Here is a 12,316-nt window from a genome sequence, read left to right on the forward strand (position 1 = left end):
TTGTGCCAATTGAATATTTCAGATAGACTTCCTCTTAGCTGATTAAAGTACTTTTTCATCTTTCGCAAATAATGAATATATAAGGCTTTAATCAGTCCTTTCAATATTTTTTATCGTGTACAGAGGCAAATTGTGCTTCACCATTCATCTTTGCCATATTCTCCAGTATAATTAACTAATTGATAATCTAAAGTATAGATAATGGCTACTAAGAAACAACAAAGTTGGACTTTTCTGACTAACCATTCACACGTGTTATGTCTCATTAATAGTAACCCAAACATAACTATTAGAGATATGGCTATCAAGGTTGGGATCACTGAAAGAGCAGTCCTAAATATTCTAAGTGACCTAACCGAGACAGCCTATTTAAAAGTAAAAAAAGTTGGCAGAAATAACCATTACAGTATCAATAAAGACAAAAACCTTCGCCATCCTATCGAAAATCATTGCACTATTGATGATTTTCTGAAGCCTTTATCAAAAAAAATTTCTTAATATTATTTAACTCCACTAATTCTATCTGGAAAGTATCTTTGTAAAATGTAGTGCAAAATACCCATTAGAGCATGAGCATAGATATATATCTCAACAGGATCAACTAGTGTTTTATGAATAGCTTTTAAATTATCAATATATGCTGACTGATAGTTCCAAGCTGTGAACCAAAAAAATCCTGTAACCCATGCCAGAGTTAAAGCTAATAAACCTAAACCTTGGACTATGGCAGCAAGACTACCACTACGAGCATTAGGTAATTTAAACTTTCTTAACTCTAGTAGATCTTCTTTAAGCGCTGAGAAATCACCATACAAATATGGAAAATAGTATCTCATACCTCTTTTGTCTAATGACATAATAAGCAATAGTACGCTTAACACAGCTAACCCTAGCCCACTAAGCATATGAATATATGCCCATGAGTTAAGTCCATATTTAGTATGCACAAAATTACTATTTATAATCTGAAACAAAACAGCAATACCTACTACAATATGTAAAATACGATAATTCTTGTCTTGTGACTGACCAAGATACTGCCAAAAAGACTTTATAAAAAAATATTCTTTAAAAATCTTCATTTTTCCTACTCACCATCACCCATAGCATTTTCAACTAAATTATTATCAAGCTCTTTTTTAGGCTTTATGTTAGATATTACTTTTAGCTTTTCAACTTGACCAATTAAGTTTCCACGGCCTGTTTTTAACTTATTAAAAGCATTCTCATAAGATTTATTAGCATCATTTATAGATTTACCAACCTTTTCTAGATCCTCTACAAAACCGACAAACTTCTTATACAACTCTTCCGCTCTACTATAAATGTCTGTAATGCTTTGAGCTTGCTTCTCATAACGCCAAGTATTTTCAACAGCTCGTAATGCTACTAATAAAGTTGTAGGACTAACTAAGATGATCTTTTGTTTAAATGCTTCATCATAAAGATTAGTATCGTTATCTAATGCTAATAGCAAAGCCCCTTCTACAGGTATAAACATAAATATAAAATCTAATGAATTTATACCTTTTAAATTTTCATAATTTTTATTAGAAAGACCTCTAATATGCTCTCTAATAGAGCGAATATGGGCTTTTAAATGATTTTGTTTTTGCTCATCATCTGCAGCCATATAATCATTGTACGCAAATAACGAAGTCTTGGCATCTATAATAATATCTCTATTATCAGGCAATTTGACAACCACATCAGGACGATATGCTTTGCCCTCATCATCAGTAGTATGTTTTTCTCTGAAGTACTCAAAGCCTTCTCTTAGTCCAGACTTTTCAAGAACATTCTCAAGTACCATCTCACCCCAGATACCTTGTTGCTTTGTACTACTTCTAAGAGCATTTGTCAGATTATGAGCTTCAACAGTCATTTTTTGGTTTAACTCTTTAAGAGTTTTCAACTCATTTTGTAGAACCCCTCTAGCTGTAGATTCCTTATCATAGACATCTTCCACTTTTTGCTTAAAATCTTTAAGTTGCTCGCGTACAGGATTTAAAACACTACTTAAGCTTTCTTGATTACGCTCACTAAGCTTTTTTGAATTATCTTCAAAGATTTTAGTAGCTAGATTTTCAAATTCAGTTTTTAACTTAGTCTCACTATTTTGTATAAGCTCTAATTTATCTTGCATCGCATTATTCTGCTCTTTAAGCTGAGTTTCAAGCATTGATACTTGCGATTTGTAGTTTTTTATTTCTTCAATACAGCTATACGTTTTTTCTCTTTCTTCTTTAAGCTCCTGCTTAAGCTCATCTACACGAAGATTATTATCTTGTTTTAACTCTAAATTCTTTTGCTTTTCTTGATCTAAAAGTGTATCAAGAGTTAATTCTTTGCTACGCAAAGACAACAATTCTTGCTGTACTAAATTTTTGTAATCATCAAATTGAGCACGAATATGCTTTGCTTCTTTAGATTTTTTATTAAGATTAAAAAACAGCACTATGCCACAGATGACTAATAGCACTATCAATGCTATAGCTAATATCATTTTAGATTCCTTAGATTATTTATTTTTTGATCTTATAGACCCTTGAAGAGCCTTACGAATTGCCTCAGCAGCTGTTGTTGATTCTCCAATAGTACCACGAATCATTTTCTCTGCGTCTTTTTGTTTATAACCAAGAGCTAAAAGAGCATCTACTGATTCACCAAAAATTGAGTTTGAAATAGCAGCTGGAGTTTCGCTCTGTTGAGCACTACTTGTATTCGAATTTGTAGATGTATCAGATGATTGACTATAAATTTCATTTGCCATTTTCAATAGCTTATCATAAATCTCAACAACTAGACGTTCTGCGGTTTTTTTACCAATACCAGGTACAGTAGCTAATAATCCATAATCTTTATTTTCAATACAATGCAGAAGTGTCGTAGAATCCATACCAGATAATATTGCAATAGCGGTTCTAGCACCTATACCACTTACTTTTATTAGCTCTTGAAAAACTTTTTTATCAACTTTTGATTTAAAACCATATAACTGTTGAGCATCCTCACGAACTACAAAATGAGTATAAAGACTAATTTGGCTATTCAGCTCTCCTAAAGAATAAAACGTAGTCATTGGTACAAAAACCTCATAACCAAGACCATTTACGTCTATAAGTAAAGCTGTTGGATCTTTTTCGATTAAAGTTCCTTTAATAAAACTAATCATTGTCAGTTCCTTAGCACTTTTGAATTGTATTTAACTTCAAACTAACCATAAGTGCAACTAAGAATGCAACTGGTAGGGTCATAAGAGCAACAGAAATATCTAAATCAAAACTATTCACCAAAACTCCAACGACTAAAGGAACAACAAATCCTGAAAGCATAACAGCTGTATTGTTTATACCAAAAAATATCGACTTTGGTTTCTCTGCTCTATAATTAGCAATTACTGTAAAAGATAACGTCTGACCTGCTGCTGCACATCCTATCAAAAATAATACTATCATGCTCATTAGGTGATTTAACTGTACAAACAATAATACACAAACACAGACAAATCCTAGTAGAGATACCACGAACAACATATTAATTCTATTTTTAAACTTGTCATATAAAAACCCAAAAAATGGACTACCAATACCCAATCCTAACCATAAAAATGCAACAGAATATGATGCCTGAGTTGCAGTAAAACCTTTAGTTTCTAGCAAACTTACTCCCCATATAGCTCCTAAAGTAGGTATGGAACAGTAAATAAAGAAAGCATAAACGTATATAGTAATTAGATTCTTATTTAAAAGATTACCTTTAATTTCGCTATTTACTTCTTGTTTACTTAGAGTTTCAGCAGCTTTAGCGCCCTCTTTGACAAAAATTAAAATTAGAGCGGCCAAAAAAATTCCAATAATAGCAGATATTAATATTACTAATCTCCAACTATCTAAATAGCTAACAAAAAACAATAATGGCCCACCAGCTAAAATTGGACCAAGAGTTCCAAGTATCTGAGTAGAGCCTGACAGAATTCCCATATATCTAACAGGGAACCATTGTGTTGAAATTATCAACAATCCTAAAAAACCAAACGCAGCACCAATACCCATTAAACATCTAGCAAAGATTGCAACATATATACTAGATGTAAGAGAAAATAATAAAGCACCTAAAGCACATGCAATAGTAGCAAAGAATAATGATTTTTTTATACCATATTTATCAAATATAAATCCTACTGGAACTTGCAAGGCAGAATAACAAAGATAAAAAGCTCCACCAAATAATGAAAAACTAAACGCTGTTGCTTGAAAACTATCAATAATCTCCTGATGTAATGAATTTGGTAATACTCTTAGGAAAAACTCATAAAAGAAAAATGTTGCACCAATAAGCCAAACTGTACAAGCTCTAAAATAGTATTTTGAATTCATTTTATAAAACTGATTATCATCTTAATAACGCCATTATAAGCACTGAAGACTATATAAACAAATATTTTATCAATCTATTAGCTATAAAAAGATCTTTTGATTTTGCTTGACCCATTTTTTAGTTTTTTCAGGTACTTTCTTATGATTAAACATTTGTTCAAAAAAGTTTAGTTTTAAACTATCTTCATTGCCAAAGACTTCATCTAATAGCTGTCCAAACTGCTCTGCTACAAGACTACCTTTTTAGTCTCAAGACTAATAAATATGCTTCTTAATCTAGCTCAAAAGTAAGCTTCCGTAGTTTTATCTATCCAATTAATGACTTTTTCAGTATAAATTCTATAATCATTTATATTACGTGCAGGAACTAACAAGCCTAAGCTATCATAATGATGTAAAGTCTTAACAGATACTCCTGTTAATTTACTAATTTCTTTTGTATACCACCGCATAAAAAACCTTTTACTTTTTGATATGTTGGAATATTAAGGTATTACCCAAGCAACTATTTTTTATACTATTTGATTCTTTTATGTACAACTCGACTAGCTCCAGCGATTCTAGCTAGAGATTTACTACTATGATAGTGACATATTGCTATAGCTAAAGCATCTGCTGCATCTTCTTGTGGTTTTTTACTTAAGCCTAATATTGACTGTATCATGTGTTGGACTTGAGACTTAGCTGCTCCACCTGTTCCAACTACGGCTTGTTTAACTTGCTTAGCTGAGTATTCTGATACTTCAAGGTTATTAATAGCAAGAGTGCACATTGCTACACCTCGAGCTTGTCCAAGCTTAAGTGCTGCACCAGGATTTTGAAACATGAATATCTGCTCAATAGCAGATTCATCTGGAGCATAAATGTTTATAACTTCTGTGATACCATCGGCGATTTGTTTGAGCCTTTTAGCAGTACCGGTTTCCGTAATACGAATGCAGCCACTTGCCACATAGTATACTTTGTTATCTTGTATCTTTATAACTCCAAAGCCTGTTATTCTTGAACCAGGATCTATTCCTAGGATTACCATTTATAGATTTTTGTTGGACAAACTTAGAAGAATTTTATTATAGATAATTCTCAATAGATAGAAGCTTTTATAAATTATGTATAATATTTTAGAATAAAAACCATAATGTATTACTATAGAATATTTAGCCTAATTGCTCCATAATCTCTTGAGTGAAGTTGGCATTAGAGTATACATTCTGCACATCATCAAGATCTTCTAACTTATCAATTAGATTGATAACTTTCTCAGCCACTTCAATTTCCATATCAGCCTTTGTTTCAGCATCAAAAGTTACTTCAGCACTTTCAGATTCAAATCCTTTTTCTACCAATGCTTCTTGCACATCTGAGAAGTCATTAGGTGCTGTAAAAACATCAATACTTCCATCTTCATGAGTAATAATATCTTCTGCACCAGCTTCAAGAGCCACTTCCATAAGAGCATCTTCGTCAACTCCTGGAGCAAAAGAGATGATACCCTTTTTTGTAAACATATACGCAACTGAACCATCAGTGCCTAAATTACCACCACTTTTTGTAAACGCATGACGAACCTCACCAACTGTACGATTACGATTATCAGTCATACAGTCTACTATTATAGCAACTCCACCAGGTCCGTAGCCTTCATAGCGCACTTCTTCAACATTAGCGCCATCATCTCCACCAGCTCCCTTTAGTATAGCTCTTTCAACAGTGTCTTTACTCATATTATTTGCAAAAGCTGTTGCTATAGCCGCTCTCAAACGTGGATTAGCATCTTTATCGCCCCCACCTAATCTTGCAGCAACAGTTATTTCTCGGATAAGCTTTGTGAAAATTTTTCCTCTTTTAGCATCTTCTTTAGCTTTTTTATGCTTAATATTAGCCCATTTACTATGACCTGCCATTTTTACACCTATTTTAATTTATATATAACTAACCACTTTTTCTACTAATTTATCAATACCTTGAGATGCTTCTAAAATATTTTTAGCACACATATACGCTGGAGTTGATACAACTTTTACAGACTCATCAACACATATATCTGTTGCATCCATAATAACAGCTTCTGCACCTTTTTTCTCTAAGATTGCTGATGTATTATCATCTGTTCCTACGGTTGCTTTTGTACCTTCTGGATAAACTAAAGGTATCATCAAAGGAGCAATACAGATATAACCTGCTGGCTTATCAGCTAGATAAAATGCTCTTGCAAAGGTTAATACATCTTCATCCATCTGATAGCTTTCATCACCCACAAATGCAAAATCCATAATATTTTTAGCAGCTCCAAAACCACCTGGGAAAATTACTGCATCATACTCATCACTATCTGCATCTGCAATATCAATAACATTGCCTCTAGTAATTCGTGCTGACTCTTCTAAAATATTACGCGGAGATGCCTTATTATCTACATTTTGATGCAAATGATTAATAACATGCTTTTGATTTTTATTAAGAGCAACTCCCTGCCACTCTACACCTTGTTTTTCTAAAGCTAATATAGTTAAAACAGTTTCTTGTATCTCTGAACCATCTAGATAGCCACAACCAGATAACACTACCGCTATTTTTGACATTTTAAACTCACCTTTACGTTTTTATTTACAAATCTAGATTATTTCTTTTGAAAACTCTATCAGCTCTATAACTTGATCTAACCATTGGGCCAGAGGCAACTTCTAAAAATCCTTTTTCAAGACCAATTTTACGATATTCTTCAAACTGCTGAGGAGTTACAAACCTCTCCACACTTAGATGATGCTTTGTCGGCTGCATATACTGACCAAGAGTTATTATATCCACTCCAACACTTCGAGCATCATCCATTGTCTTATAAATTTCTTCATCGGTTTCACCAAGGCCAACCATAATACTAGTTTTAGTTAGTACACTAGGTGCTTTTTCTTTGACATATCTCAAAAATTCTAGTGTTTGCCAATATCCAGCTCTAGGATCACGTACAGGATGCGTCAAACGTTCTACAGTCTCTATATTTTGAGCTATTACATCAACTTTTGTATTAATGATTTTATCAACATTCTGTTTAACTCCCGCAAAATCAGGAGTCAAAGCCTCAACTTTTATATTCTCATCTAGTTTCTTGATAGCTGTTATTGTATCAGCATAATGTCCAGCTCCACCATCCTCTAAATCATCACGATCCACGGATGTTAATACAACATACTCTAGATTCATAAGTTTAACACTTTCTGCTGTATTCTGAGGTTCTTCTTTATCTAGCCAACCTTTTGGGTTACCCGTATCAACAGAACAAAACTTACATGCTCTGGTACACACTGCTCCCATTAGCATAATTGTAGCTGTTCCATGAGACCAACACTCATTAATATTTGGACACTTTGCTTCTTCACAAACAGTTGCTAATTTATGTTTTTTGGTTATAGACTTAACTTTCAAATACTCTTTCGAATCTTGCTTCTTTACCTTTAACCATTCTGGTTTGCGTATATGTACAGAATTTTCTTTTTTGTTTCTAATGCCATCTTTGACAGCGTGGAAACCATGGTCTGTAGTATATTTTGTACCACTCTCAACTTTCACTTTTATACTAGATATTTCTTTCATATAATTATTGAAACTTTTATAAATCCGTAATTTTGACTACATTATAAAATATAAACTCCTATTTATAAATATTTACTTTAAGATTATATTCTCAACAAAAATAACTTATCCAATATCCAAAAATCATTTCGCCTATAAATTTGCAGATGATGCTAAAAACATTTAAACTTAATCCGTAAATTATAAATAATGAGGAAAATGTCATGCTATCACAAAAATTATTAGATGCTCTAAATGATCAATTTAATTATGAACTTGAATCAGCTAATCTTTATCTAGCGATGGCTGGATATACTGAAGATTTAGGCCTTGGTGGTTTTACTAATTGGTTTATGGCGCAGTATGAAGAAGAGCTTTTCCATGCTAAAAAAATTATGAAATTCATAAACGACAAAAATGGTCGCATAGAAGTTAAATCTGTCTCTGCTCCTCAGAATCATTTCAACTCATTGCTTGAGGCTTTTGAAGCAACTCTTGAGCACGAGCAAGAAGTTACTAATAGATTTTATAGCTTGATGGATATAGCACTAGAAGAAAGAGAACATGCTACTAAGAGTTTCTTACAGTGGTTCATTGACGAACAGGTTGAAGAAGAAGCTACTGTTAACGATATGATAAACAAAATTAAGCTAGTTAAAGATGGTGGTTTATACATGTTAGACCAAGAAGCTGCTAAAAGAAGCTTTAGCGCTCCTGACTTAGGCTAATACTTACACAAAATCTATTTTCCTTCTTTTCATAAATCTTATCAAAAAATATGCAAGTACAAGTATAAATATTCCTATAGACATAACACTAATACTTGTATCAAAAAAATAAGTCTGATACAAACTAGCACTCTCTACTGTGCTGATTCCATCTTCTGGAAGAGCAACAACTTGGTTTAATAATCCTGTAATAGAATTTGCCATAGAAGCAGATATATACCATGCACCCATAGCAAAACCTATAGTCTTACCATCACAATAAATACCTATCATGCTAAGGCCAATCGCACTTACAAACAGCTCTGATATGGAAATCAAAATATATGATAAAGTAATATAGTTACCACTTATGATCCCATTATTATCATGAGAGAAGCCATAATACATTACAAATAAACCAATAGCAGCTAACAAGACTCCTACTGCAAATTGGTAAGGTATATAAAATCTCGGTAACAATGGATATATTCTTATAAGTAGCATCCCACCAAATATTATCAAAATTGGATTAACCATTTGATAGCTTGCTGGATTGACACTAAAGCCAAACATTAAAAGATCAGAATTATTCTTTGCGGCCATTACAAGAGTAGATTCCATCTGATTATAGATAACAAAAAATACTACAGCTACAATTATTAATATCAAACCTACTATTTGCTTAATCCGTACATCTTCTTTTAAGAAAAAAATTGTTCTAAATAAAAATATCACTAAGCAAAGTATACTAATACCTGCAATTACAACATTTGCATAATCTGGGTAGTGATAACAAACTACTGTAAAAATATATACTATGGCTAAATACCCTAAAACGACCTTCTTAGTTATAATCGTCATTGGACTTTTGTCAGCTTCATCAACAACATTATCATAAATTTTATACCTATAAGAAAAGTTTGCTATAGCTATTAATTTACCAACAAAGACTATACCTAATACAGCTAGAGCACCAAATTGATATCCTATCAATGCGGGTGCTACTAAGTATGCTAACAAACTACCTAAATTAATAGATATATAAAACATAGTCATACCACTTTTTGCATGAACAGGATCTGTGCTATAGATTTTAGAAACCATTGCAGATGCAGTACCCATTGATAATGACCCACAGACTGGAACCAAAGCAAATGCAAAAATAAAAAATTCATTACTTACATGGACTATGAAACCACTTAAAAATACAGCTAAGTATGCAAAAGCTAATAGTAAACTACCCCAGAATATTGATCTTCTCAAACCAAGGTACCTATCAGCAATATATCCACCAAACATAATAATTGCATAATTCATTGCTTTATAAATACCCTGAAATGAGTAAGCATGACTCTCAGAAAAACCAATACCATAATCTAGTACAGACTTTGTCAAATACAAAATTAAAATAGCATTGAAACTGTAAGTGGCAAACTGACCCCAAAATGTTATAGCAGCAATTGTAAAGCTTTGTTTTGTTCTTAAATCTTTTAACATATAAGCTCTTTAGAAAATAGAATATTTTTATACTATTACGTATTTAATAAAAAAGAAATATAGAATTATAGCAAAGAACTTTCTATTAAATAAAAATAAAGATTTAATTTTATATATTAATCATAAATTATGATATCATCTAATGACTTTTAGATTAGTAACTTACCTGCTCTATCTGTAGATAATAATAACTAACCAGAAAACACTAAATAATTTATTATGACTATACTCAGAAATATATTTTTAATACTATTAACTCTAATTCTTACTAATTGTTCTGTAAATAGGAATCCCGTCCCAAAAGAATATGCTCAAAAAGCAAATATAAAGGACTATGAAACAGTTAGAGCTCACGGATATGGTAAAAATCAATTTTTCCAAAAAGATTTAGAGCAAAGTCTAGTAAAGTATTTATCAAGCCAAGATAACAACCCTAAAATAGATATTTTAGCTCTATCAGGAGGTGGTAGTGATGGTGCATTTAGTGCTGGTATTATCAATGGATGGTCCCAGTCTGGAAAAAGGCCTGAATTTTATTTAGTCACAGGCATAAGTACAGGGGCTTTAGTAGCTCCATTTGCTTTTTTAGGTGAAAAATATGATCAAAAATTAAAAGAAGCATTTACAACAATTTCAGCTAAAGATGTGTTTGAAATTGATCTCACTAATGCTGTATTAGGTAACTCTGCCTCTTTAGCATCAACCAAACCTCTTGAAAAACTAATTGAGAAATATATGACTCAAGAAGTTTTCGATGATATTATCAAGGCTCATAATGAAGGTAGAAGACTATATATTGGCACTACTAATATTGATAATCAAAGAGTCAATATCTGGAATATTGGAGAGATTGCAATCCAACCAGATAAAGAAAAATCTCTAGCACTTATCAGAAAGATATTACTAGCATCTGCATCTATACCTGTAGCGTTTCCTCCAGTAAAATTTGATGTCAAAGTAGACCATAAAGATTATGATGAATTACATGTTGATGGCGGTATGATGACAGAGGTGTTTTTATACGGTTTTAGTGTTGATTTTTCAGAGGCTTTAAACAAAATTAACTATCATGATGAAATTGATAAATCATTATATATAATTCGCAATAGCAAAATTCATAAAGATTATGTTCCTGTTGATCAAAGTTTTTTATCAATAGGAACTAAAGCTCTATTCACTTTAACTACATCTCAAGGTGTAGGTGATTTGTTCAGAATATATTACCTAAGCATGAAAGATGGTTTTAAATATAATTTCACATACATCCCATATAGTTACAATCCGATATCACAAGAACCATTTGATAATCTAGAAATGAATCAGTTATACGAATTAGGCTATAAAATGGGTAAAAGTCAAGACTACTGGAAACACTCTCCTGCCAATATAACTTTTTAATATCTATTAAAAATAATTATAATCACTAAAAATATCTCATATCAATAATGTTTTAAGACATTTATCTAATTGTGATAAATGATATAATTAGCCTCATAGATTTGAAAATACTAATAAAATATGAAAATATATCTTTACCATCACTGCCCGTATTGTATAAAAGTTAGACTAGTGGCAGATCTTAGCAAATTAGACTATGAGATGATAATCTTAGCGAATGATGATGAAAAATCTCATATAGACAGAATTGGCTCTAAGCAAGTTCCTTTTCTAGAGAAAGACGATGGTACTTTTATAATAGAAAGTGATGAAATATGTAAGTTTATAGCAAAAACTCAAAATTTTGACATAGCAGAATCAATGATTAATAGCTCTGTTAAAGAATTGGTTGCTCAATTAGCAGAACATTATCGTAGGATAGTATACCCTCGCATTCCTCATCACCCTCGTAATGAATGTGATTTCCCAACACAAAGTGCTAAAGAGTATTTTATAAACAAGAAATCTCAATACATTGGGGATTTTGATTCTTTACTTAAAAATCCTCCCTACGACTCAATTATAGCAATTAATAAAATCCTCAAAGAGATAGAACCTTTTGTCAAAATACCTTTCATCAATGGAGATAATTTTTCTTGGGATGATATAAATATTTTTCCAATATTCTTCATACTAACCATGGCCAGGGATTTACTTGAGGTTCCTGATAATATTAATAGTTACATAAAAAGTATAGAAACCAAAACAAATATAGAACTATATTAA

At 31.9% G+C, this 12,316-nt stretch carries 14 protein-coding genes; 4 read left to right on the top strand and 10 right to left on the bottom strand.

Going from position 1 to position 12,316, the window contains the following annotated elements:
* Window positions 1–201 precede the first annotated feature (201 nt).
* Complete coding sequence (locus F3D57_RS03345) at window positions 202–498, top strand: helix-turn-helix transcriptional regulator (RefSeq protein WP_041263787.1); 297 nt, start codon at window positions 202–204, stop codon at window positions 496–498.
* Between the two features lie 2 nt (window positions 499–500).
* Here the strand turns inward: F3D57_RS03345 and F3D57_RS03350 are convergent, their stop codons facing one another.
* The 9 genes from F3D57_RS03350 to lipA all read right to left on the bottom strand — a co-directional run bounded on the left by F3D57_RS03350 (window position 501) and on the right by lipA (window position 7,970).
* Complete coding sequence (locus F3D57_RS03350) at window positions 501–1,082, bottom strand: cytochrome b/b6 domain-containing protein (protein ID WP_150465193.1); 582 nt, start codon at window positions 1,080–1,082, stop codon at window positions 501–503.
* A gap of 5 nt (window positions 1,083–1,087) precedes the next feature.
* The gene (gene rmuC, locus F3D57_RS03355; RefSeq protein WP_150465194.1) at window positions 1,088–2,506 is read right to left on the bottom strand and encodes a DNA recombination protein RmuC; all 1,419 of its coding nucleotides are present in this window, start codon (window positions 2,504–2,506) and stop codon (window positions 1,088–1,090) included.
* A gap of 15 nt (window positions 2,507–2,521) precedes the next feature.
* Window positions 2,522–3,175: a Holliday junction branch migration protein RuvA gene (ruvA, locus tag F3D57_RS03360; protein ID WP_150465195.1), complete on the bottom strand. Its 654-nt coding sequence runs from the start codon at window positions 3,173–3,175 to the stop codon at window positions 2,522–2,524.
* A 10-nt stretch (window positions 3,176–3,185) separates the two neighbouring features.
* On the bottom strand, window positions 3,186–4,379 hold the full coding sequence (locus tag F3D57_RS03365) for an MFS transporter (protein WP_146421229.1): 1,194 nt from the start codon (window positions 4,377–4,379) through the stop codon (window positions 3,186–3,188).
* Between the two features lie 281 nt (window positions 4,380–4,660).
* Window positions 4,661–4,831: a MerR family DNA-binding transcriptional regulator gene (locus F3D57_RS03370; protein ID WP_150465196.1), complete on the bottom strand. Its 171-nt coding sequence runs from the start codon at window positions 4,829–4,831 to the stop codon at window positions 4,661–4,663.
* A 65-nt stretch (window positions 4,832–4,896) separates the two neighbouring features.
* Window positions 4,897–5,412 (bottom strand): crossover junction endodeoxyribonuclease RuvC, encoded by a 516-nt coding sequence (ruvC, locus tag F3D57_RS03375; RefSeq protein WP_013923314.1) that lies wholly within the window; start codon window positions 5,410–5,412, stop codon window positions 4,897–4,899.
* A 124-nt stretch (window positions 5,413–5,536) separates the two neighbouring features.
* Window positions 5,537–6,283 carry a YebC/PmpR family DNA-binding transcriptional regulator gene (locus F3D57_RS03380; protein WP_146421227.1) on the bottom strand — a complete coding sequence of 249 codons (747 nt, stop codon included), beginning with the start codon at window positions 6,281–6,283 and terminating at the stop codon, window positions 5,537–5,539.
* An 18-nt stretch (window positions 6,284–6,301) separates the two neighbouring features.
* Window positions 6,302–6,961, bottom strand: a complete 660-nt coding sequence (elbB, locus tag F3D57_RS03385; protein WP_149368119.1) for an isoprenoid biosynthesis glyoxalase ElbB — start codon at window positions 6,959–6,961, stop codon at window positions 6,302–6,304.
* Between the two features lie 25 nt (window positions 6,962–6,986).
* Entirely contained in the window at window positions 6,987–7,970 is a 984-nt protein-coding gene (gene lipA / locus F3D57_RS03390; RefSeq protein ID WP_146421225.1) for a lipoyl synthase, read from the bottom strand.
* 203 nt (window positions 7,971–8,173) lie between these two features.
* On the opposite strand from lipA, the gene F3D57_RS03395 reads away from it, so the two are divergent.
* A complete protein-coding gene (locus tag F3D57_RS03395) occupies window positions 8,174–8,677 on the top strand; it encodes a ferritin (RefSeq protein ID WP_013923318.1) in 504 nt (167 codons plus the stop codon).
* Between the two features lie 3 nt (window positions 8,678–8,680).
* Here F3D57_RS03395 and F3D57_RS03400 read toward each other — a convergent pair whose 3' ends face one another.
* Window positions 8,681–10,153, bottom strand: a complete 1,473-nt coding sequence (locus tag F3D57_RS03400; protein ID WP_150465197.1) for a peptide MFS transporter — start codon at window positions 10,151–10,153, stop codon at window positions 8,681–8,683.
* A 219-nt stretch (window positions 10,154–10,372) separates the two neighbouring features.
* On the opposite strand from F3D57_RS03400, the gene F3D57_RS03405 reads away from it, so the two are divergent.
* Both F3D57_RS03405 and grxB read left to right on the top strand, forming a co-directional pair.
* The gene (locus F3D57_RS03405; RefSeq protein ID WP_150465198.1) at window positions 10,373–11,551 is read left to right on the top strand and encodes a patatin-like phospholipase family protein; all 1,179 of its coding nucleotides are present in this window, start codon (window positions 10,373–10,375) and stop codon (window positions 11,549–11,551) included.
* A gap of 120 nt (window positions 11,552–11,671) precedes the next feature.
* Window positions 11,672–12,316, top strand: coding sequence for a glutaredoxin 2 (gene grxB / locus F3D57_RS03410; protein WP_150465199.1), 645 nt, complete (start codon window positions 11,672–11,674; stop codon window positions 12,314–12,316).

It is taken from the genome of Francisella sp. SYW-2, assembly GCF_008711475.1.
Lineage (GTDB): Bacteria > Pseudomonadota > Gammaproteobacteria > Francisellales > Francisellaceae > Francisella > Francisella salimarina.